Origin of the sequence: Actinoallomurus iriomotensis (genome assembly GCF_030269445.1) — a bacterium.
GTDB lineage: Bacteria > Actinomycetota > Actinomycetes > Streptosporangiales > Streptosporangiaceae > Actinoallomurus > Actinoallomurus iriomotensis.
Window position 1 is genome coordinate 391490 of the sequence record NZ_BSTJ01000009.1, and the last position, 21884, is coordinate 413373.

Annotated in this window: 18 protein-coding genes, 1 tRNA gene and 1 pseudogene; 12 read left to right on the forward strand and 8 right to left on the reverse strand. The window is 67.6% G+C overall.

The window, feature by feature from the left end; translation table 11 throughout:
- Positions 1-264: 264 nt before the first annotated feature.
- The 5 genes and pseudogenes from QSK37_RS34300 to QSK37_RS34315 all read left to right on the forward strand — a co-directional run bounded on the left by QSK37_RS34300 (position 265) and on the right by QSK37_RS34315 (position 5840).
- Positions 265-1518 carry an MFS transporter gene (locus QSK37_RS34300; protein WP_285629488.1) on the forward strand — a complete coding sequence of 418 codons (1254 nt, stop codon included), beginning with the start codon at positions 265-267 and terminating at the stop codon, positions 1516-1518.
- A gap of 695 nt (positions 1519-2213) precedes the next feature.
- Entirely contained in the window at positions 2214-3074 is an 861-nt protein-coding gene (locus tag QSK37_RS34305; protein WP_285629489.1) for a class I SAM-dependent methyltransferase, read from the forward strand.
- Between the two features lie 598 nt (positions 3075-3672).
- Complete coding sequence (locus QSK37_RS34310; RefSeq protein WP_285629490.1) at positions 3673-4332, forward strand: hypothetical protein; 660 nt, start codon at positions 3673-3675, stop codon at positions 4330-4332.
- Between the two features lie 58 nt (positions 4333-4390).
- Positions 4391-4954, forward strand: a pseudogene (locus tag QSK37_RS51880) (tyrosine-type recombinase/integrase); the annotation flags it as partial.
- Between the two features lie 292 nt (positions 4955-5246).
- On the forward strand, positions 5247-5840 hold the full coding sequence (locus tag QSK37_RS34315; protein ID WP_285629491.1) for an immunity 26/phosphotriesterase HocA family protein: 594 nt from the start codon (positions 5247-5249) through the stop codon (positions 5838-5840).
- Positions 5841-6067: 227 nt separating this feature from the next.
- On the opposite strand, the gene QSK37_RS34320 is transcribed toward QSK37_RS34315, so the two are convergent.
- From QSK37_RS34320 to QSK37_RS34335, 4 genes are all read right to left on the reverse strand, one after another.
- Complete coding sequence (locus QSK37_RS34320) at positions 6068-6688, reverse strand: hypothetical protein (protein ID WP_285629492.1); 621 nt, start codon at positions 6686-6688, stop codon at positions 6068-6070.
- A gap of 785 nt (positions 6689-7473) precedes the next feature.
- Positions 7474-7830, reverse strand: a complete 357-nt coding sequence (locus QSK37_RS34325; RefSeq protein ID WP_285629493.1) for a DUF4265 domain-containing protein — start codon at positions 7828-7830, stop codon at positions 7474-7476.
- A gap of 845 nt (positions 7831-8675) precedes the next feature.
- Positions 8676-9161, reverse strand: coding sequence for a hypothetical protein (locus tag QSK37_RS34330; RefSeq protein ID WP_285629494.1), 486 nt, complete (start codon positions 9159-9161; stop codon positions 8676-8678).
- 317 nt (positions 9162-9478) lie between these two features.
- Complete coding sequence (locus QSK37_RS34335) at positions 9479-9763, reverse strand: hypothetical protein (RefSeq protein WP_285629495.1); 285 nt, start codon at positions 9761-9763, stop codon at positions 9479-9481.
- 585 nt (positions 9764-10348) lie between these two features.
- On the opposite strand from QSK37_RS34335, the gene QSK37_RS34340 reads away from it, so the two are divergent.
- Together QSK37_RS34340 and QSK37_RS34345 are read left to right on the forward strand one after the other, a co-directional pair.
- Positions 10349-10690, forward strand: coding sequence for a hypothetical protein (locus QSK37_RS34340; protein WP_285629496.1), 342 nt, complete (start codon positions 10349-10351; stop codon positions 10688-10690).
- A 1344-nt stretch (positions 10691-12034) separates the two neighbouring features.
- The gene (locus QSK37_RS34345) at positions 12035-12469 is read left to right on the forward strand and encodes a hypothetical protein (protein WP_285629497.1); all 435 of its coding nucleotides are present in this window, start codon (positions 12035-12037) and stop codon (positions 12467-12469) included.
- Positions 12470-12613: 144 nt separating this feature from the next.
- Here the strand turns inward: QSK37_RS34345 and QSK37_RS34350 are convergent, their stop codons facing one another.
- Complete coding sequence (locus tag QSK37_RS34350; RefSeq protein ID WP_285629498.1) at positions 12614-12823, reverse strand: hypothetical protein; 210 nt, start codon at positions 12821-12823, stop codon at positions 12614-12616.
- 334 nt (positions 12824-13157) lie between these two features.
- A tRNA-Gly gene (locus QSK37_RS34355) sits at positions 13158-13228 on the reverse strand.
- 106 nt (positions 13229-13334) lie between these two features.
- Here QSK37_RS34355 and dcd point away from each other — a divergent pair.
- The 4 genes from dcd (at position 13335) to QSK37_RS51520 (ending at position 18605) form a co-directional block, all read left to right on the forward strand.
- Positions 13335-13910, forward strand: a complete 576-nt coding sequence (gene dcd, locus QSK37_RS34360; protein ID WP_285582174.1) for a dCTP deaminase — start codon at positions 13335-13337, stop codon at positions 13908-13910.
- Positions 13911-14205: 295 nt separating this feature from the next.
- Positions 14206-15444 carry a quaternary amine ABC transporter ATP-binding protein gene (locus tag QSK37_RS34365; protein WP_285629499.1) on the forward strand — a complete coding sequence of 413 codons (1239 nt, stop codon included), beginning with the start codon at positions 14206-14208 and terminating at the stop codon, positions 15442-15444.
- On the forward strand, positions 15437-17197 hold the full coding sequence (locus QSK37_RS34370) for an ABC transporter permease/substrate binding protein (protein WP_285629500.1): 1761 nt from the start codon (positions 15437-15439) through the stop codon (positions 17195-17197). The genes QSK37_RS34365 and QSK37_RS34370 overlap by 8 nt, the downstream gene beginning before the upstream one ends.
- Positions 17198-17504: 307 nt before the next feature.
- Positions 17505-18605 carry a GNAT family N-acetyltransferase gene (locus tag QSK37_RS51520; RefSeq protein WP_349498011.1) on the forward strand — a complete coding sequence of 367 codons (1101 nt, stop codon included), beginning with the start codon at positions 17505-17507 and terminating at the stop codon, positions 18603-18605.
- Between the two features lie 43 nt (positions 18606-18648).
- Here QSK37_RS51520 and QSK37_RS34385 read toward each other — a convergent pair whose 3' ends face one another.
- Positions 18649-19284 carry a hypothetical protein gene (locus QSK37_RS34385; RefSeq protein ID WP_285582177.1) on the reverse strand — a complete coding sequence of 212 codons (636 nt, stop codon included), beginning with the start codon at positions 19282-19284 and terminating at the stop codon, positions 18649-18651.
- Between the two features lie 167 nt (positions 19285-19451).
- On the opposite strand from QSK37_RS34385, the gene QSK37_RS34390 reads away from it, so the two are divergent.
- Positions 19452-21212, forward strand: coding sequence for an acyclic terpene utilization AtuA family protein (locus tag QSK37_RS34390; protein WP_285629501.1), 1761 nt, complete (start codon positions 19452-19454; stop codon positions 21210-21212).
- Between the two features lie 28 nt (positions 21213-21240).
- Here QSK37_RS34390 and QSK37_RS34395 read toward each other — a convergent pair whose 3' ends face one another.
- Complete coding sequence (locus tag QSK37_RS34395) at positions 21241-21819, reverse strand: TetR/AcrR family transcriptional regulator (RefSeq protein ID WP_285629502.1); 579 nt, start codon at positions 21817-21819, stop codon at positions 21241-21243.
- Positions 21820-21884: the final 65 nt, after the last annotated feature.

Consider the following 21884-nt stretch of genomic DNA (forward strand, 5'->3'; position numbering starts at 1 on the left):
TGCGCCGCGTGTCTGACGCCCGCATACTGCGGTGTGTCAGAGCCGACCACGGAGGTACAGCGATAATTATCAAGGCCGTCCACGCCGCCGCGTCATCCGTGCGATTCGCCTGAGCCTGGATCTTCTTTCACCCGCCCGGTCTGGAGCAACAGCCCATAGGAGAGGCTGAGCGCAGGCGTATACGGGTTGCTTCAGGGCCTTCGCGCGCGGGACGCCGCGGCTGCAGCGTTCAATCGTCGCAGCTCCGCGTGGAGGCCTTCTTTCATGCCTGTTTTCTCGGGTGGCCGCCGTATCCCGGCGCACCCGGTTCGTCCTTCGTTCCGTGATCCGCGCTTCGCCCTCCTGCTGGTCGGCCAGTCGGTCGGCTGGGTCTGCAGCTGGGCGGCGTCCCTTGTCCTGTGGGGATTCGCCGCCTACCACTTCGGCGCCGACCCGGCGGGCATCTCGCTCACGGCTCTGTGCTGGTCGGGTCCGCCCGTAGTCCTCACCGCGTTCACCGGCGGTCTCACCGACCGGTTCGGCCCGCGGACCATGCTGATCATCGGCTACACATGCTCCGCCGGCACGTCGCTGGGGATGTCCGTCTCGGGATCGCTGACGTCCCTGGACATCATGGCACTCGCCTGCGGTGCCGCCCGGTCACTGTGCAGCCCCGCGAGCAGCGCGCTGCCGACACGAATCGTCGAGTCCGATGACCTGCTCGCCGCCAACTCCCTCCTCGGCGTCACCGCCTCGATCGGGCAGGTAGCAGGACCGCTGGCGGCCAGCGTCCTCATGGCCACCGCGGGATTCCGGATCGCGTTCACCGCCGACGCCATCATGTACCTGGTGGGCGCTCTGGTCCTCATTCCGCTTCCGGTTCTCCCGCTGCCGGAGGAGCCGAGGAATGCCGGGGCAATGGTCACCAGGCGTCCGGCGTACGGGCTGTCGTGGTTCCGCACCGCCACGGCGGGCGCGGTCGCGGTAGCCCGGGAGCCGCGACTGCGCGCCATCGCGCTGGCGCGGATGGGGGTGGGCTTCACATCCGGGGCGTTCCTGGTCATCGAGCCGCTTTACACACGGCACGTGCTGCACCAGCCGTCGTCCCAGTTCGCACGGTTCGAGGCGGCGATCGGGATCGGAGCGGTCGTGACAGGGCTGCTGCTCCCGGTCATTCGCCGCCGAGCACCGGGGATCCGGTCGCCAATGTGGCTCCTGACGGCAGGAGCGGTCAGCTGCGGGCTGGCGGCGGCGCTGTTCACGGGCACGCCGTGGGTTCTCGTTGCCTACCTGGGTGCGTTCGTCTGGGGTGTCTGCGGCACCGTGTTCTACGCGGTCGCGGCCACAACCTTGCAGCGGCTCGCCCCCGTGGGGAAATTGGGCCGGGTCTCGGGTGTGATCTCCACGGCCGAATCCACAACGGAGAGCCTCAGCATGCCGGCGGCGGGCGCACTCGTGGCCGTCGTCGGCCTTCAGCCGGGCGCGCTCATCTTGGCAGCGGTAGCCGTCGCGGCCGGGGCGGTGTGCCTGCTGAGATAGTCGGAAACTCGACTACGCGCTCGTGTCCGGTCTCTACGCGCTGCCGGGCATGAGCGCGCCACCCGCTGAAGGCTCCTGCGTCACCTGGGTCAACGAGGCCGAAGCGGCGTAGTCGATTCCGACGGCACAGGGGCCGTAAGCGGTGACATGCGGCGGCTACGCGCCAGACAGAGCGTCGAATTTACACGGGGCGGCGGCTCGTACACTTGCCCGCGATCGGGCGTGCTTCCCAGCTCGCCACGGTTAGCCCGATGGGAACCGCCGCAGGGGCTCCGTGCCAAATCCGGCACGGCCTGGTGACTTCATGGGGTTCAGCGGGCCCCGACTCGTCTCGCCTTTCGCGCCAGCCGACCGGCGTTCCTTCTGGTACTAGCCACCCAGCGTCGGCGTGGCCTCTTATCCCCTGCCCTTCCGTGCGCTCTTGACCTGCCGCGTCCGGAATTCGCATTCTGGCCGCACATGGGTGGCTCCCGGACTGATGCGGTATCTGGAGTGGTGGCTAAGCGGTCAGATCAAGCTATGAATCGGCCTATTGCCAAGCGCACAGATGGTCTGCTTGGCTTCGCCTGGGACGTCGACGGGGGGATGGCCCAGCTTCCACCTCAACCAGTGACCACCCTGGCTTGCGCGCCGTGAGCGAGCCGTCCCCGAGTCGGAGTGCCCCCGCCGGAGGCAAGTAGTAAGAGTTCCTCGACATGAGCGGCGCTGCCGTCCCGATCGCGGGGTTCCACCTCGAGCTGGACCCCGTGCTCCGCGAAGCCGAATATCTGGGTGACGCGCAAGAAGAGTCTGTCTACGGTGACGGCGTGAATCCGGCTGACTTCTACACGGGTATCGTCGCGGAGCTGTACGGGCCGCTGAAGTCTTTCTCTCAGGATCCCGAACCGTATGCGGCCTTCATCGAGCAAGTCGGCGCCCCGGCGCTGGAGTTGGGCTGCGGGGACGGTGATCCCCTGCTGGAGTTGCGTCGGCGCGGCCTGGAGGTCGAGGGCGTCGACTCCTCCGCCGACATGCTGGAGCGCCTCGGTCGCCGGGCGCACGAACAAGGGATCACGGCCACGGTGTTTCACCAGCGCATGGAGGCGTTGGAACTGCCCCGTCGCTATCGGGCGATCTTTTTGGCCGGACCGACCTTTACCCTGCTGCCAGACGACGTCGCCGCGCTGGCCTGCCTTCGTGGGATCCGGGCTCACCTGGCTGAGGGCGGCGCCGCCCTGGTGCCCCTGTTCGTCCCCTCTCCGACTCCGGCCGAGCAGATCGGCCGAGTCCGCACGGCGTTCGCAGCTGACGGTGCCGAGCTTCGGGTGTCCGTCGTCGCGGAGGAACGTGATGAGGTTGCGCGGACGCAGACGACGCTGCTGCGCTACGAACGCCACCGCGGCGCAGACCGCTCCGTCGCCGAGCGCCCATGGGTCCTGCACTGGTACTCCCGCTCCGGATTCGAGGCGCTGGCCGCATCCGCCGGCCTGACCGTGACCGCGGTCACCGATGACCACGGAAACCCTGCTCCTATCAGTGCCACCGACCTGAACTTCCGTCTTCGAACCACCGCCTGACCGTCCTTACAAGGACGCGCGGAAGTGGGGGAAGACAGCTGGCGGCCCTCCGCGCCTGACGCAGCGGCAGCGCGGGCGCGACGATGCGCTGAAGATCCTTCACGGCAGCGATTCGTGGGGGCGAAGCCCCTCACATCGGGGGTTCCAGGGGGTCGCCCCGCCTGGGCCAACACGAGCGGGTGACGGGAATCGAACCCGCACTACCGCTTGGGAAACGTAGGGATCTCGGCCGTCACGGGCGCTGACCTGGGCATCGGTGTGCTCGTGAGTGACCGGCGTTGACCCTTGATCACCGGGGCTAATGGCACGACGATCACTCGGCTGCAAGTTCTGCGATGATGAGAGCGCTACGTACCTTCGCCCGCGAGGTGATCGTTTGAGGAAGGTGGCACTGCGTCCTCACGCACTGTTGCCTCGGCAGTACGACGAACGAAAAGTCCTGGCCACTACCGTGGACGCATGGGGCAGAGCCCTTTGGTTGCTCTGCCTCGACGCGGACGTCATAACGTCTTCGCGCGGAGAAACTCGATCTTGGCCACGGAACTACCCCTATGACGCGCTCCTCGTCACCAGCGATGCAGGGAGTGTGCGAGAACGTGTGCTGCGTGATGTGATTTTGCGGCCCCAGCACATAGACGCTCTGCCCAATGGCAGGCTCATCTTGCAGAGCCATGGTGCAGTGGGAGAACGGAACGCGCAGATATTCGGGGATGACGGCCGACCGCGACGCAGCTTTGTCATGGGCCGTGCCATCGAGTTCATGATGGCTGATCGACAGAACAACCTGTGGAGCGCCTACTTCGACGAGGGGGTCTACTCCGACCCGATCAGCGCCGCAGGTCTGGTCCGCTGGGACAGCGATGGCGACCAGACATGGAGCTACTCGTCGCCACAGGGGGTGGAATACATTGACACCGTCTACACCTTCAACGTTGCCGAAAACGTCGCCTGGGCCATCTACTACCCCACGTTCCCGCTCCTCGAAGTGCACGCCGATGGGCATTTCCACCTGCGAAAGAACACCGTGGAACCTAGAGGCATGGCCGTCCGCGGCAGCGAGGCACTTATGCTCGGCTACGGCTCGCGGCTGCGCTACTGCGAGATGACCGACCGCGAAGCCACCGTGGTCGGGGAAGCGGAAGTCACCATGCCCGACGGAACCCCACTCAAGCGGTACGCGCGACCCGTCGGGCGAGGAGGAAGCCTCTACCTGCGCGGCGATACTTCCGTCAGACAATGGTACGTACTGGCCATGTAGGGCCGATTCGACGTACCTCATGCCGTGCTGACGACAGGAAGGCACGAAGCGTGAGGACGACGCGCTGGTCTTCGCCGGGATCAAGGGCGGACCGCTCCGGCGGAGCAACTTCAACAAGCTGACTCGCTGGGTCGACGTCGTCCGCACGATGGGCGTTCCCGGCCTGCACTTCCATGACCTTCGGCACGCCGGCAACACCCTCGCCGCCGACATGGGCGTCTCGCTGCGGACTCTGATGGCGCGCATGGGTCATGACAACGAGCGGGCGGCGCTGATCTACCAGCACGCGTCGAACCAGGCGGACCGGAAGATCGCCGAGGGCTCGACGCGTTGCTCAGGACAGCACGCGACGAGGACGACCCAGATGACGACGGGACCGCCGGCAGCCTGGTCTCCGTGGCCTAATGGCACGCTAATGGCACGGCGGGCGGAAAACCGCCTCGACAGCAAAGAGGCCCAGTGCCGGGATCATCTCCCTGACCTGGGCCTTCGGCGTGTGGAGCAGAATCGAACCCGCACTACCAGCTTGGGAATCGTCTGGTTCCGAGCCGTCACGGGCGCTGACCTGGACTTCGACATGACCACGAGTGACCGCTGTTCACCGTGGCTAATGGCTCGTTAATGGCCCGGACGGCCGAACCTGGACCCGGCCGACGGACCATTCTAATCCGTAGATACCCAAACGCTCTCCGAAGCCGTTCGGATCCGTCCGCAGGCTCGGCTGACGTCGTCTCGGTCGTCCAGATCCGTACGGCTCCACTCAAGATCGTTCGTCCCGGTGGCTCCCGCTGTGGCTCCCGGGAGCCACCGCCGCGCACCAGTCCCAAAGCCGAGCACACCAGGGCCGACGACGGACGGGAAGATCAGGCCTAGGGAGCCCACTGGGATTGGGGCACAGCTGACAGACTGGCCTGATGTACGAGCCGAACATGCGGATCCTGCGACCGTCGCGCCGGAAACTGCGCCCCGGGGATGTGTTCGCGCTGAAGCCCGACGAGTGCTACCTGTTCGGCCGGGTGATTTACACGGATATGCCCGCCGGCCCGATGGGGCCAGGCTCCAACCTCATCTACCTCTACGACGCCAGAGCCAACACCGAGACGCCGGACCTGTCCGCGCTGGTCACTGATCGGCTCCTCATCCCGCCGCAGATCATCAACAGGCTGCCTTGGTCGCGGGGGTATCTGATGACCGTGCATCACGCCGATCTCCAGCCTGGCGACGTGCTCCTCGATCACTGCTTCTTCGACTCGGCGCGCCGCCGGCACGTCGGCCTGGACGGCAAACCCCGCGACGCTGGCTTCGAACCGTGCGGGCGCTGGGGCCTCAACAGCTTCGCCAGCCTCGACGAGCCGAGCTCTCGGGATCCCCCTGGCACCCGACTGAGCAAGCAAAGCCGCCTTAGCGGACCCGGCCGCAGCCGAACACGCGGAACCATCACGGAACGGGCGACCCGATCGTGCTGGGTGGGGCCGTCCGTACGCGGTCAACGGCTCGGCGCTAAGTGACCTGGTCACTCCACATGATCGAGTGGGAGTTCAGCCCGTCTGCAATCTGGTCGCTGTCCTAGATTGTCTCTCCTCGAGGCACCCACGGATTTACAGGACGCCATGGATCCCGGCGGCATTTCCCCGCTGACCTGCACGGCATCCCGGCCAGCGCCCCCGCTGCCGTCGATGCGTTCCGCATATGTTCCGGATCTTGAAACAGGCGCCCAGGGCCTGTCCGTGTCGATCTAGAAGAAGCCGAAGAAGCGATCCCACCAGCTCGGCTGCCCGTGCGGTTCGCGACCAAGCCGAAAAAGTCGGCTCTGTCCGTCGTAGCGGCGGTCCAAGAGCTCTTCGGGCACGGCGACGAATCCCGCGTCGTGTACAGCGCGTTGCACCTTGGCCAGATCCTTGCCGTCCAGATCACCGAGCGCCTGTGCCTCGTCCAGGCCGAGGTAGGCACCAGGGTTCTCTGCGGTCACCAGCGCGAGCGGCTCGAACTTGCTCACGCACACGATGATCCTCGTCCCGTGCACGGTCGCTGTCGCGGGGATCTCGACGCGGCCGTACTCGCTGGAGTCCTGGTTGTTCCCCTCCGCCGGGCAACGGGTGCCGAAAGCACTCTCCAGGCCGGACGCAAGACGTTTCAAGGAAGCGGCAGCCTTGCTGTTGCTGTAGTCCGAGGGCCACTCCAACCACTCGGGATCATCGAGTCGATGTAGCAGCGCCACGAGGTCCGATTCATCCGTCGCCACCAGCCCAGCCTCGCACGGCCGAGTTATCTGCAACAGCGGACCCGACGCCCTCTTCCAGCTTCGTAGCGACACCAGGGTTGTCAGCTTGGGAAGCGTAGGGATCTCGGCCGTCACGGGCGCTGACCTGGGCGTCGGTGTGCTCGTGAGTGACCGGCGTTGAACCTTGATCACCGGGGCTAATGGCACGCTAATGGCACGGACGGTCCGTCGCGCACAGCGGTGAGTCATCCGCTCCCGTCGTTTGACAGCAGCGCCCAGATACAGCTCTCAGGCTGGAGCGATGGGTGATTGGCTACGAGGAGAGTCCGTTGTCCTCTGATCTCGCTCGCCTCGTTGACGGCCGGCATCATCTCCGCATCCCCGATCGGGTGTATCTGGCCGTCTCGCCGGCGGAGCTCAAGCCGCTCGCCGGGGTTCCAGTCTCCCGAGCGCCAATGCCCCATCAACGCGGCCTTCCCGTAAGGCACCGGGGTGACTCGCTTGACCCGAAAATGGAATGGCCCGCCCTGACCACGGCGGGCAGCGGAATAGCGCTCCCCGCACTCACACCGTCGCTCCCACCACGTCGATGGCTCGTCGCCCATCCACCTAGCCTCTCGCCGATCGCACTGGCGCGCACCTGCGCGCAGCCCTCGCCTGCCTGGTCATCCAGTCTGCCGTCGTCCCACCCTCCGGGGAGCGGGCCAGGCCACGGTGGTGAAGGTGGAGCACTCCACGACTGAACGACCTTCGCCACCGTGGCCTGGTCTGCTCGGCTTGTCCTGGGACGAAGGCGGCCGGGATGACCAGGCTTCGACCTCAACCACCCACCCAGCTCAGCCCCGTCACCGCGGCCATCCCGGAGCCTGAGGCCCCCGCCGGAGGCAAGAACCGGGGTATGTCGCCGGCTGTTTGTCTTGCTAGGAGTCGATCTCCCAAAAGAGCGCGCCGGCCTCTTCGAGGTCGCTGAGAGGGGCCGTCAGTGGTTGTGGGTCGGTTCCGGGCGGCAGGTCGACGGCCAGGTAGGTGCCTTGCAGCCATTCGTGGGCCAGTTCGGAGGCTGCGGCTTCGCGGTGGAGTAGTTCGTGGAGTTGGTTGAGTTGGGGGTGGTCCCTTACGAGCGCGACGCGCAGGGTGCGGTGACCTGATTTCTCGACCACGGCGGAGACCAAGTGCTGGTCATCGATGGTCACGATGTCGCGGTGGCAGATGCCGTAGGTGAAGAACGGCAGGCAGGCGATTTGGAATCTCTGCGGCGTGAGCTGGTGGGTCCACAATTGCTCGCGCGAGCCGTCCTCCCGGTCGGACAGGTCCGCGTGGATCAGGTAGTTACTGGCCTCGCGGCCGATCGGGTTCTCATGCGCGATGACGGTGATGGGTCACCTCCTAGTCGACGCTGGGACGGAGACATGTTCCAGCACTGGCGTGAGATCGCCAAGCGAGGATAGGCATCGGCAGCGAGCCAGCGTGGTTGGCCGCCCGATCGGCACGGCCGGAGGGACCGGCGCCCACGCCGCACGCCCGTAGGGCGTGCCGGAGCCGGCGACCAGCGGCGGCGCTTGCGTCGCCGCCTTGATCCATTACAGCGGAATTCGGCAATACACCGCACCAAGGTCGCGTCGGAAACCATGCCCCGTCGGTGGCTCGGCCACGAGGCAAGATGCTTCTCGGCCTGTCCAGCAACGCGCGCTGTGAAACGGCACGGGGATGCGAAGGGACCCTCTTGAGGCAGCCACCGGTGGAGGGCGTGGGGGGCGGAGCCCCTCACATCGGGGGTTCCAAGGGGTCGCCCCCCGGACCTGCACGAGCGGGTGACGGGAATCGAACCCCACTACCAGCTTGAGAAGCGTAGGGATCTCGGCCGTCACGGGCGCTGACCTGCTTGTTGGTGTGCTTGCTGGTAACCGCTATTGGCCCTTGTTCACCGGGGCTAATGGCACGCTAATGGCACGACGGCTGTCTGGACCCGGCGGGCGGAACCTTCTGCTCTTTAGGTACTCAAACGATCTCCGAGGCTGTTCGGATCAGTCCGCAAGCTGGGCAGAACGTCGCTCCGGCTGTTCAGGGCCGTACGGCTGGCTTCAAGATCGTCCGCCCCCGCGGCTCCCGCAGCCCGGGTTGCCTACAACGCACCCATGTCTTGAAGATCGTCAGGTAGAGGCAGGTCAAGGCCCTTTAGGAAGCGAGCAGTCTTGATCTCTACGAAGACTTCCGCGTCATCGACGTCCTCCGTGTCGTCTTCCTCATCTTCGTCTTCATCTTCGGGCCAGTCGTCGTCACCGGCCAGGTAGAGTCGCAACTCCGCTTCTTTCGCGCTGCGCTGTATGTCGCCTGCCTCGTTCCTTAGCTCCCACCAGTCAGTCAGTCCCGCGGCTTCCCTAGCGACATCGGTTGGCTCCGAGGCTTTCGCATCCTCAAAGTAGGCGCGTGGCGTGTAACCGAGGAAGGCGACACCACTTCCGCTCCCAGGTGGGCCATAAGAGACCGTGGTGAAATCGCTGTCGTGGATGTCGACAAGGAGCCATAGTCCGGCTCCCGGCAGTGCACTGCCTGGTTCGTGACTAGACCACTGGCTACCGTCGAACAGGTACGCACCAAAAAATCCCACCGTCTCTCCTCGCTGCGAAGGTTCAGAAGGTATAGGTCCCGTGCGGTCAGCCCGCGGCCTGGTCATCCCGTCTGCCTTAGTCCCACCCGCCGGGGAGGGGGCCAGGCCCCAGGGGTGCAAGATGGAGCTCCCCGCGGAAGAACGACCTTGCCTCCCTGGGGTCTGGTCTGCTCGGCTTGTCCTGGGGTGAAGGCGGGCGGGGGATGACCAGGCTTCAACCTCAACCAGCTACCCAGCCCGACCTGGCGGTGCGGCTATCCCGGAGCCCGAGGCCCCCGCCGGAGGCGATTGAACGGCAGCAGGGTCAGGGCAACTCGTTAGGGCCAGCTCACGTCGGGGATGTGCGCGTGGCTGTGGGTCTCCCCGCCGTTGCGGTCGTGGTCGTACTGGTGGCGGGCGAGCAGTTGCTCCCAGGCGTAGATCGGTGGGTACCAGCCGGTCAGGTATGCCGGGGCTACGCCGTGGATGTGCTGCAGGTGTTCGGCCAATGCCTTGATGCTGCGGGGATCGGTGCAGCGGGTGGGCACGTGAAACGGCCATTTGGGCTGGTCGCGGATGCAGCGCTGCCAGTGCTTCATGCGCGCCTCGGGGGTGGTGACCATGGCCGTCACGATAGGGCGGTCGGTGTCGGTGTTGAAGGTGCCGGCGGCGGGCCTTGGTGAGCGAGGGTCTTCGCTTCGTTGGGCCGTCCGATCGGCACGGCCGGAGGGACCGGCGCCCACGCCGCACGCCCGTAGGGCGTGCCAGAGCGGGCGGCTGCGGCGGCGCGCAGCGCCGGCGCCTTGATCCAAGACAGCATGATTCGGCAACACTGAGCAGCCGGTGCGAAAAAGAAAAGGCCCTCCTCGGGCAACAACCCGTGGGGGCGTGGGGGGCAGAGCCCCTCACATCGAGGGTTCCGGGGGTCGCCCCCCGGGCTGGCACTACGAGCGGGTGACGGGAATCGAACCCGCACTACCAGCTTGGGAAGCGTAGGGATCTCGGCCGTTACGGGCGCTGACCTGGTCATGCATGTGTCCGCGAGTGACCGCTGTTGACCCTTGGTGACCGGGGCTAATGGCACGTTAATGGCACGGGTAGTCGCTGGGGTATGAGGCACGCGACGCGTTCCTGCCGGCGGCTTCAGTGATGACTGCCGGGCGGTCGGCGACAGACCCGGCTTCCACATGGCGTGGGAGCATGCCCGCATGGTCGATGACGTCCGGCTGGAACTCGATACAACCGCCCATGGGGAAATCCGAGTAACACTGATGTCTCCTTCGTGGGTGCTGCATGTCGAAGCTCCCCGTGCCGACCTTGAACGGTTGGCCGGTATCGCGGACGCCGACTGGAACGCACGTCGTTCTCTGGCTCTAGGAACCTGCACGAACGCGCGGGTGTACTGGTCTGCCGATCCTGACCCCAACGGGGCAGATCAGGCCACGATCCTCATCGGCCACGACGATGAGACCTGGGATATCTGGATAAGAGTCCCCCAGGCGACCGTGCGCAAGATCGCCGAGCTGGCCGCCCAATTTCCCGGAGCCTGATGGCACCAAGCGCCGGCCTGGTCTGCTCGGCTTGTCCTGGGACGTCGGCGGAGGGGATGACCCGGCTTCCACCTCAACCACTGATCCAGCTTGATGTGTGCGCCGGTGCGGGCCATCCCCGGGCCGGAGTGCTCCCGCCGGAGGCATCCTTAGCCCAAGTTGCGGGGGGAGCGCGATTTCCGTATCAGTCGGATCAGACCGAGCACTAGGAAACTCGCAGTGGTTGCGATGAGCCCCCCAATCACGGCGCTCACGCTGTTCACATGATTTTCGGTCCATGACCATGACGCCACATAGTGGGGGAGGGCCAATGAGCAGACGACGATCACCAACACAAACGTCGCTGTGAATGCGAGCCTGAGCGTACGGTCTTCGAGATTCCGCCGGCTCGGTCTTCGTCTGGGCTGAGGAGGGCGACTGTACATGGCGGCACCTTTGGCGTCGGTTCGGTCGATGCTCGAATGCTAGCGGTGCGACATACTGTGCGTTGGGTCGCCCGATCGGCACGAGGCGTCGCCGCCTTGATCCAAGACAGCATGATTCGGCAACACTGAGCAGCCGGTGAGAAAGAGAAAAGCCCTCCTCGGGCAACAACCCGTGGGGGGCGTGGGGGGCGGAGCCCCTCACATCGGGGGTTCCAGGGGGCCGCCCCCCTGGGCCAGCACTGGAGCGGGTGACGGGAATCGAACCCGCACTACCAGCTTGGGAATCGTCCGGTTCCCCGAGACGATGGGAGCTGACCTGCGGGCGGCGGTGCTCGCGAGTGACCCCTGTTGACCCCTGATCACCGGGGTTAATGGCCCGCTAATGGCCCGAGGCGGCTTGCGCTACCGGCTCCGGAGGGCGGTAGCGTGCTTTGCGCCTACTGATGCTCTGACCTGCGACGCGGGGTGTCTTCGCGGCGAGTTGGCAGAGCCTGAATCCGTAAATAGTCCGTAGCGCTGTGGACTGTAAATGTGTCGGCTTAGCCTACCCAGGTTCGAATCCTGGACCCGCCACACCAGTCAGAACAGCCCCCGTCCAGCCCCAACGCTGTCGGGGGCTGTCTCATGTCCTGGTGATCGTTTTCCCCGATACGCACCCCATCGCCAGGCACGTCTGGCCGGATTCGGGCATCGTGTGGCAGGTGGTTCGCTTCGGGGTATTTGCTAAGGGCATCAAGCCAGACAGGGGAACCGTATGCGCGCCACGGGGTATTCCTTCATAGCAGCTGATGCCCGAACGCCATTACCACGTATGGCGCGTTCATGGTGGGCGTCCTGCCAGGCAGGTGTCGTGTCCGTCGGGGGCCTCTTTGCCGTGATCACCGTTGCGATGGTGACGCATCGGAGTAGCCCGTGGGTGATGACGGCCGCGCTCGGTGGATTGGTGGTCGGGTTTACGGCGGTCGCGGCCTACGAGTGGTGGGTTGGGCGCAGACTGGGGATCGAGCTGAGTCGCCTGCACCTGATTGTCGTCGCCATGGGCTTGGTGCTCTGGCTGATGTACCAGACGTCTCCCGGAAGCCTGCCCTACGACCCGACCTCAGCGCAGTTGTGTGCCTATGTCGGTCAGCGGCTAGACCGCGCTTGCCTAGTCAAGGCCGACGCGGCCCGGCTGCACAGTGACATCGCCTGGTGGTCGACTGGGACACTGATCGTAATCTTCGGCCTTATGGCCCGGCGCTCTCGCACCGCAGCCTGGGCGACCCCAGCCGTCGCGATCGCCGGCAGTGCCGTGGCCCTGTATTTCTTCGAGGTGTTCGTCCGGGATACGTCGGCAGGAGGTTTCCTCTTCTGACGGGCATCGCCCCGTGGTCGGCCTTCCGCCCCTTCGGCGTGGCTACGCCGCAGGCTTCCACCCCAACCCCGCGACAACCTCCACCAGGAGCACCATGCCCCCGGCCATCCCCGAGTCCGAGGCCCCCGCCGGAGGCGTTTGAGGTCATCCACGCGGGCGCGTGCTGAAGATCCGTATGCTCCAGCTGACGATCAGGCCGAAGGATGCGGCCTTCAGAGGTGTGGCGTTCCCGATGAGGACGGTAAGTAGCACGGCGGCGATGACCGTGAGAACCGTAATGGTGATCGCCGTGCGCAGGGGCGGCGGCCGACGGTCCAGCCACCGGCCCAGCATCCGGTCATCGAGTCGGGTCATGGCCCGTAGGACGCTTCGCACGGATGCCACGGTCCATCTCCGGCAATGACGATACGCCTGCGGGCTCGGGCCGGACACGCATCGCGATGGGTCGCCCGACCGGCACGGCCGAAGGGACCGGCGCCCACGTCGCACGCCCGTAGGGCGTGCCGGAGCGCACGGCCCGCGGCGGCATGAAGCGTCGCCGCCTTGATCCAAGACAGCATGATTCGGCAACACTGAGCAGCCGGTGAGAAAGAGAAAAGCCCTCCTCGGGCAACAACCCGTGGGGGGCGTGGGGGGCGGAGCCCCTCACATCGGGGGTTCCAGGGGGTCGCCCCCCTGGGCCAGCACGAGCGGGTGACGGGAATCGAACCCGCACTACCAGCTTGGGAAGCTGGAGTTCTGCCATTGAACTACACCCGCAGCGGTCCGGGGACCGTTCGCACATGCTACCGGAACCCGCGACCCGGTGGTTCCCTTCATCCCCGCCTCGTACACGTCGCAGTGTCGTAACCGGTAGTTTCAGCCTGTGCTGCTCTCCGATCGGGATCTCAAGGCCGAGATCGAGTCCGGGCGTATGAAGATCGACCCGTACGAGCCTGCGATGGTTCAGCCGTCGAGTGTCGACGTGCGGCTGGATCGGTACTTCCGGGTCTTCGAGAACCATAAATATCCTCACATCGACCCCGCTGTCGAGCAGCCAGATCTCACCCGGCTCATCGAGGTGGCAGCCGATCAGCCGTTCATCCTGCATCCCGGGGAGTTCGTGCTCGCCTCCACGTATGAGGTGTTCGGGCTGCCCGACGACCTGGCCGCGAGGCTGGAGGGTAAGTCGAGTCTCGGGCGGCTCGGGTTGCTCACGCACTCCACGGCGGGCTGGATCGATCCCGGGTTCTCCGGGCACGTCACGCTGGAGTTGTCCAACGTCGCCACGCTGCCGATCAAGCTCTGGCCCGGCATGAAGATCGGGCAGATGTGCCTGTTCCGCACGAGTTCGCCCGTCGAGCATCCGTACGGTTCGGCGCTGCACGGGTCGCGCTATCAAGATCAGCGCGGGCCGACTCCCTCGCGGTCCTACCTCAACTTCCACCGCACCCAGGTGTGAAGCGCTACAGAAAGTAACGCGCACACCACGCTGCGCAGAATAATTGTGCATAGCAATTAACCTGTCGATAACCTCGCCAGACGTCTGACCTGAAAGTTCGGTTGGCGGATCCGTGCGTGGCGTGCGTCACATCGGACCTTTCGGGTCGTACAGGCGAGCCATCGGTGCGGTGCGGAGCGAGGCCGGCGGCTCGCGCCACTTGCCGCGCGGCCCCCGGGCGCGGCCTGGCTCGGTCTGGCTCGGTCCGGTCGCGCCCGTCCGTCCCGGGGCGGTGCGGCCGTACCGGAAGGACGATGTGTCCAGACTGCGCGTACGAGGGGTCTCCAAGGTCTTCGGCCGGAAATCCGCCGAAGCACTGCGCAAGATCAGTCAAGGCGCCGAGCCGGGCGAGGTGCGCCGGCTCGGTGCGACCGTGGCGGTGGCCGACGTCTCCTTCGAGGTGGGAGACGGCGAGATCTTCGTCGTCATGGGCCTGTCGGGCTCGGGCAAGTCGACGCTGATCCGGATGCTCAACGGCATCCTCGAACCCAGCGCCGGCAGCATCGAGATCGACGGCGTCGACGTGGCCAAGATGAGCGGCAAGGAGCTTCGCGAGCTCCGCCAGCAGAAGATCAGCATGGTCTTCCAGCACTTCGCGCTGTTCCCGCACCGTACGGTGCTGGAGAACGCCGCGTACGGGCTGGAGGTGCGGAACGTTCCACGCCAGGAGCGGCTCGCCAAGGCCGAGGAGTTCCTGAACACCGTCGGCCTGGAGGGCTGGGGGGACCGCTACCCCGACCAGCTTTCCGGCGGCATGCAGCAGCGGGTGGGGCTCGCCCGCGCGCTGGCCGCCGAGACCGACATCCTGCTCATGGACGAGGCGTTCAGCGCCCTCGACCCGCTGATCCGGCGCGAGATGCAGGACCTGCTGCTCGACCTGCAGGGACGGCTCAACAAGACGATCGTGTTCATCACGCACGACCTCAACGAGGCGATGCGCCTCGGTGACCGGATCGCGATGCTGCGGGACGGGCAGGTCATGCAGATCGGCACCGCCGAGGAGATCCTCACCGATCCGGCCAACGACTACGTCGCGCAGTTCGTGGCGGACGTCGACCGTACCCGGGTCCTCACCGCGCGCTCCGTCATGGAGAACCCGGTCGCCGTGGTCGACGCGAACGGCGGCCCGCGTGCGGCCGTACGCGTCATGCGCGAGACCCAGTCGTCCGCGGCGTTCGTCCTCACGCGCGAACGCCGGCTGGTCGGCGCCGTCCACGCCGAGTCCGCCGCCAAGGCCGTCCGAGAGGGGCGGGCCGACCTGGAGGGACTGGTCGACGAGGACGTTCAGCCGGTGGAACCGGACACGCCCGTCGCCGACCTGTTCACCCGGTCCGCCGAGAGCCCCTTCCCGGTGCCGGTCGCCGACGGAGACGGCAAGCTGCTCGGCGTCATCCCCCGGGTCACCCTGCTCGCCGCGCTGGGCAACGGCAACGGCAACGGCAACGGCAATGGAAACGGCAACGAGGACAACGAGGAGGTCGCCGCCGGTGTTTAGGCTCCATCTCGGTGACTGGGTCACCGACGTCGTCAACTTTCTCACCAAGCACTGCAAACCGGTCTTCTCCGCGATCAGTGACGTCGTCGACGCCGTGGTGCACGGCCTGAACCACCTCCTGGGCGCGCCGCCGTCGCTGGCGCTCGCCGCGCTGGTCGCGATGGCGTGCTGGTGGTTGCGCGGGCTGGCCGCGGGCGTGCTGACGTTCGCCGGGTTCGTGCTGATCGACGCGCTCGGACAGTGGAACGCCGCGATGGAGACGCTCTCCCTCGTGCTCGTCTCCAGCGTCGCCGCGCTGGTGATCGGGATTCCGCTGGGCGTCCTGAGTGCCCGCGCGCCGGCGTTCAGCGCCGTCGCGCGGCCTGTGCTGGACTTCATGCAGACGATGCCGGCGTTCGTCTACCTGATCCCGGCGATCTCGTTCTTCGGACTCGGGGAGGTGCCGGGCGTCATCGCCACGATGATCTTCGCGATCCCGCCCGGCGTGCGCCTGACCGAGCTCGGCATCAAGCAGGTCGACCGGGAGACGGTCGAGGCCGCCGAGGCGTTCGGCACGCCGCCGGGACGCGTGCTGACGCGGGTGCAGCTTCCGCTGGCGCTCCCGACGATCATGACCGGTGTCAACCAGGCCATCATGCTGTCGCTGTCGATGGTCGTCGTCGCGGGCATGGTCGGCGCCGAGGGGCTGGGAGCGAACGTCTTCGGCGCGATCACCCAGTACGACCTGGGCGCCGGCGCGGAGTCCGGTCTGGCCGTGGTCGTCCTGGCCATCATCCTCGACCGGATGACGGGTGCGCTCGGCGCCCGGCTGGCCCCGGCCGCCCGGCGCTCGGCCGATCGGGCCGCGCGCGGGGGTGCCGCGGCGGTTCTGCGGTACCGTCCACGGCCGGCGCTCGGCCTGTCGGGCATCGTCGTGTTCGCGCTGCTCGCCACCACGCTGGGCATCGTGGGCACGGGCGGCGGCGGAGGCAAGGGCAAGCCGATCACGATCGGCTACATCCCGTGGGACGAGGACATCGCCGTCACCCAGCTGTGGAAGACGGAGCTGGAGAAGCGCGGGTACCAGGTCACGCTGCGGCAGGTCGACGCCGGTCCGCTGTTCGCCGGGCTCGGCCAGGGCGACATCGACCTGTTCCTCGACGCCTGGCTGCCGTCCACCCACGCCGACTACTACAACAAGTACAAGAACAAGATCGAGGACATCGGCACCTGGTACGACAACGCCACCCTGCAGCTCGCCGTGCCCAAAGACGACCCGGCCAACTCCGTGGCCGATCTCAAGGGGCAGAGCTCGCGCTACCAGGGCCGCATCGTCGGCATCGAGCCGGGCGCCGGCGAGATGAAGATCGTCAAGAACAAGGTGCAGTCCGCGTACGGACTGGGTGACTACAAGCTGGTCGCGAGCAGTACGGCGGCGATGCTCGCGGAGCTGAACCGGTCGGTGCAGAGCCACCAGCCGATCGTGGTGACGCTCTGGACGCCGCACTGGGCGTACTCCAAGTTCCCGATCAAGCAGCTCGCCGACCCGCAGAAGGCCTTCGGCGCGCCGGAACAGATCCACGCGCTGGGTCGCCAGGGGTTCGGCAAGGACTTCCCGGAGCTGGCCGGCTGGCTGAAGAAGTTCAAGATGCCCGACGCGCAGCTGTTCCCGCTGGAAGACCTGGTGATGAACAAGTACAAGGGCAAGGAGGCCCAGGGCGTCGCCGAATGGGAGAAGCAGAACCCGGCGGTGGTGAAGAAGCTGACCGGGTGACACTTCGGCCGGCCGTTTTCGGTCGCACTGAGTGGCCGTCAGGTAGCGCAGACGGTAATTCTCGGTACGAGGGGTGGATAATTCCCCGTCGAAGGCGGTAACGTCGGCCCCGACGCGTTACTGGTCGATTCGGTTGACGAGAGTCACTGTGGCCTTCGTCACACGGATCGGCCGGGGACGTTGACGGCGCCATCGCACTCCCCGCTCCCCCCGCGATGGCGCCGTCAGTCATTTCCGGGCCGTTTCCCGTAAGGGCTCATAACGTCGCGCGCCGGTCCGGATGAGGCGGTGACGTACAGTCCCAGGCATGGAGATCACGTGGCTGGGCGCGGGCGATGAGGAGCGGTACCGGGAGATACGGCTGCGGGCACTGGCCGACGCGCCGCAGGCGTTCGCCTCGACGTACGAGGACGAGAGCGCGTTCTCCCCGGACGTCTGGACCTCCCGCCTCACCAGCGACAAGAGCGTCAATCTCCTCGCCGTCGAAGACGGTGCGACGCTGGGCATGACCTCGGCGCTGATCGAGGACGGCGGCGTCGCGCACATCGTCGGCATGTGGGTCGCCCCCGAGGCGCGCGGCCGGGGCGTCGCCCGGCACCTCATCGACACGGTCGCCGGCTGGGCCGTCGACCAGGGCCTGCGTGAGCTGACCCTCTGGGTGGCCGAGCCCAACGCGCCGGCGCGTGCGCTGTACGAGAGCTGCGGGTTCCGCCCGGCCGGCGAACGGCAGCCGCTGCCCTCCGACACGTCCGTCATGGAGGATCGGCTCGTACGGGAGGTCGGGAGCGGGCTGCTGGTCGAGCGGAGCCCGTTGCCGGACGGCCTGGACGCGCGGCTGGCCGAGCAGCTCACCTTCGTGATCGAGATCGACCGGCTGAAGGCGATCCTCCGGCAGTCGCCGCTCGCCGCCGCGCCGCGCCGGGAGAACGACGCCGAGCACTCCTGGCACCTGGCCATGATGGTCCTGGTGCTGGCCGAGTACGCCGACGAGCCCATCGACGTCGGCCACACCCTCCGCCTCGTCCTCGTGCACGACCTCGTGGAGATCTACGCCGGCGACACGCCGCTGTACGACACCGCCGCCGGGGTGGACCAGCGCGAACGCGAGCTGGCCGCGGCGGACGAGCTGTTCGCGCTGCTCCCCGACGACCAGGCCGGCCACCTGCGCGCGCTGTGGGACGAGTTCGAGGAGCGGCGCACGCCCGAGGCGCGGTTCGCCAAGGCGATGGACCGGTTCCAGCCGATCCTGCTCAACTGGATGGCGCGCGGCGGCACCTGGAAGACCTTCGACGTCACGGCCGACGACGTACGGGCGCGCAAGGCCGTGATCGGCGACGGCTCCGGGGCGCTGTGGAAGGCCGCCCGGCAGCTCATCGACGAGGGGCAGCGCCGCGGCTGGGTCCGGTGAGGTCCCGGCACCTGCCCGCGCGCGGGCAGGTGCCGGAACGCCGTCAGAGACAGGCCGGAAGGTGCATGGCCTCGACGTAGCCCCAGCGGCCGGACGACGGTGCGTACCCGAGGATCCAGGTCGTCTTCGCGTGGTGGCCGCAGTGCGCCGTCGTGATGCGGAACGTGTCGCCCTTGATCGCGTTGCCGATCACGAACGAGCGCGGGCCGCTGCGGAGCGAGCCGTTCGAGCCGAGGTGGATCGTGCCGTGCTGCGTCTTCCCGCTGTGCGGCGCGCTGATCGGCACCGTCTTCACCTGGCCTCCGCCGCCGATGGCGCGCAGGTCGCCCAGCACCGAGCCGTGGTCGCCGCCGCTGTACGCGTGCGGGTTCGTCAGGCAGGACTGGGCGATGAATCCCCAGCTCGGGTCCGTCTGCTGCGCGTAGTCCAGGACGAGCGCGTATCCCTTGTAGGTGTACCGGACGCCCACGTGCGTCGCGCTGCCGTTGGCGGACTTGCGGGGCTTGGTCCACGTACGGTCGGGCACGCCGTTCTTGGGGAAGTTCGCGTGAATCGCGCAGTCCTGCTTGAGCGTCGTCTTGTGCGTGTAGTGCGTCGCGGCCTCGGCGGTGCCGGCCAGCGCGGGCACGCTGATCAGCATTCCGGCGAGGGCGGCGGTCGCCGCGATCTTGTGCGGCACGTCTCCTCACTCCCTCGAAGAGTCGGTTACAGGTGTTCGGCATGCCGGGAACCACTGTCACGCACCCCACCGCGCGAGCGCATTGGTAAGGGCGTCCCAAGGGAGAAAGGGCGCGAGTGCGGTAATTTCGGTCCTCTTGGGAGGACTCGGGAGAAGGAGCCTCGTCCATGGACCGGCCGGTACGCATCGCCAACTGCTCGGGTTTCTACGGCGACCGGATGTCCGCGCTCGCCGAGATGGTGGAGGGCGGTCCGGTGGACGTCATCACCGGCGACTACCTGGCCGAGGTCACCATGCTCGTGCTGGCCAAGAACCGGCAGAAGAGACCCGACGGCGGTTACGCGAGCACGTTCCTGCGCCAGCTCGCCCCCGTCGTGACCCGGATCGCCGAACGCCGCATCAAGGTCGTCGTGAACGCCGGCGGCCTCGACCCGGCCGGCTGCGCCGACGCCACCCGTACGCTGCTGGCCGACGCGGGTGTGGACCTCGCGGTCGCGCACGTCGAGGGCGACGACCTCGCCGCGCGCGTCCCCGCCCTGCTCGCCGACGGCCACGACCTGGCGCACCTGGACACCGGCGAGCCGTTCGGGCGCCGGCACACGCTCACCGCCAACGCCTATCTCGGCGGTTTCGGCGTCCAGGCGGCGCTCGCCGCCGGCGCCGACATCGTCATCACCGGCCGGGTCGCCGACGCCTCACTGGTCTCCGGCGCCGCCGCGTGGTGGTGGCGCTGGACCCCGGCCGACCTCGACGCGCTGGCCGGCGCGGTGATCGCCGGGCACGTGATCGAGTGCGGCGCGCAGGCGACCGGCGGCAACTTCTCCGGGTTCCAGGAGATCGCCGACCTCACCCATCCCGGCTTCCCGCTCGCCGAGGTCGATCGCGACGGCGCCAGCGTGATCACCAAGCACGAGGGCACCGGCGGCGCGGTCACCGTCGACACCGTCACCGCGCAGCTGCTGTACGAGATCGGCGCGCCGGGCTACCTCAATCCGGATGTCGTCGCCCATCTCGACTCGGCCCGTCTCGCCCAGGAGGGGCCCGACCGCGTCCGCGTCAGCGGGGTCCGCGGATCGGCGCCGCCGCCCACCACCAAGGTCGCCATCACCGGGCCCGGCGGCTGGCGCAACGAGTCCACGTTCGTGCTCACCGGCATCGACGTCGACGCCAAGGCGGCGCTCGTCGAACAGGCGATCCGTGCCCGCCTCGACGGCGATCCCGGCATCGGCGACCTGCGGTTCACCCGCATCGGCACGCCCGCCGGGGACCCGGCCGACCAGATGGCGGGCTCCAGCCTGCTGCACGTCGCAGTCGACGGTGAGCAGGGCAGCGCCGGGCGTGCCTTCTCGTCGCTGTGCGTCGAACTCGCCCTCGCCAACTACCCGGGCATCTACGGCATGGGCGTGCCCGGCCGCGGCACGGCCTTCGGCACGTACTGGCCGACGCTCGTGCCGCAGGACCTGCTCGACCACACCGTCGTGCACGCCGACGGGCGCCGCGAGGTGGTGCCTCCTCCGCCCGCCACGGCGCCGTACGAGACCGGAACCCCGGCGGTCCCGGAGCCGTACGACGAGGGCGTGACCGTGGCCGGGCCGCTCGGCCGTCTCGTACGGGCCAGGTCCGGCGACAAGGGCGGCAACGCCAACGTCGGCCTCTGGGTCACCGACCCGGAGGCGTGGCCCTGGCTGCGCGCCACGATGACGACCGAACGCCTGCGCGCGCTGCTGCCCGAGGCCGCCGGCCTGCCCGTCGACCGGTACGAGCTGCCGAACCTGCGCGCGGTGAACTTCGTCGTCCGCGGTCTCCTTGACGGCGGCGCCACGGAGGCCCGCCGCTTCGACAAGCAGGCCAAGGCACTCGGGGAGTGGATCCGCGCCCGGCACGTCCCGATCCCGGAGAGGCTGCTGCCCGGCCATCACCGGGAGTGATACCTCCCAGGAACGCGGCGTGCGCGGCTCAGGCGAGGAGACGCGTCACGGCTTCGCGGGCGACGGCGCGGGCGTCCGCCGGGTCGTCGAGGTCGCCGGCCACGACCAGCCCGTCGCGGAGCATGGCGAGCATGGCGGCGGTGCGGTCGGCGTCGGCCTCGGGGCGGCCCGCCTCGGTCAGCAGGTCGCGGAGCACGCCGTGGAACCACGCGCGGTGTTCGGCGACCACCCGGCGTACGGGGTGGTCGGGGTCGGGGTACTCCGCGGCGGCGTTGACGAACGCGCAGCCGCGAAAGCCGGGACCGCAGATGAAGTCGCCGAGGTCGTCGAAGACCGACAGGATCCGGTCCTGCGGCGTGTCGCCCCGCGGGACGGTCGTCGCGTGCACGCGGTCGCTCTGTTCTTGCAGGTAGGCGCGGACGAGCTCGTCCTTTGACGGGAAGTGGTGGTAGAAGGTCGCCTTCGCCACGCCCGCCTCGGCGATGACCCGGTCGACGCCGACCGCGTGGATGCCCTCGGTGTAGAAGAGGGCGGCGGCGGTGTCGAGGATCCGCCGCCGCGCCGGGCTCGCCGCCCGCCTGTGCTCCGTCATCTCGGTCGTGGTCATGTCATTGACATTACCAGACAGATCTGTCTAGTATCAGGGCGACGACAAGACAGACAGGTCTGTCT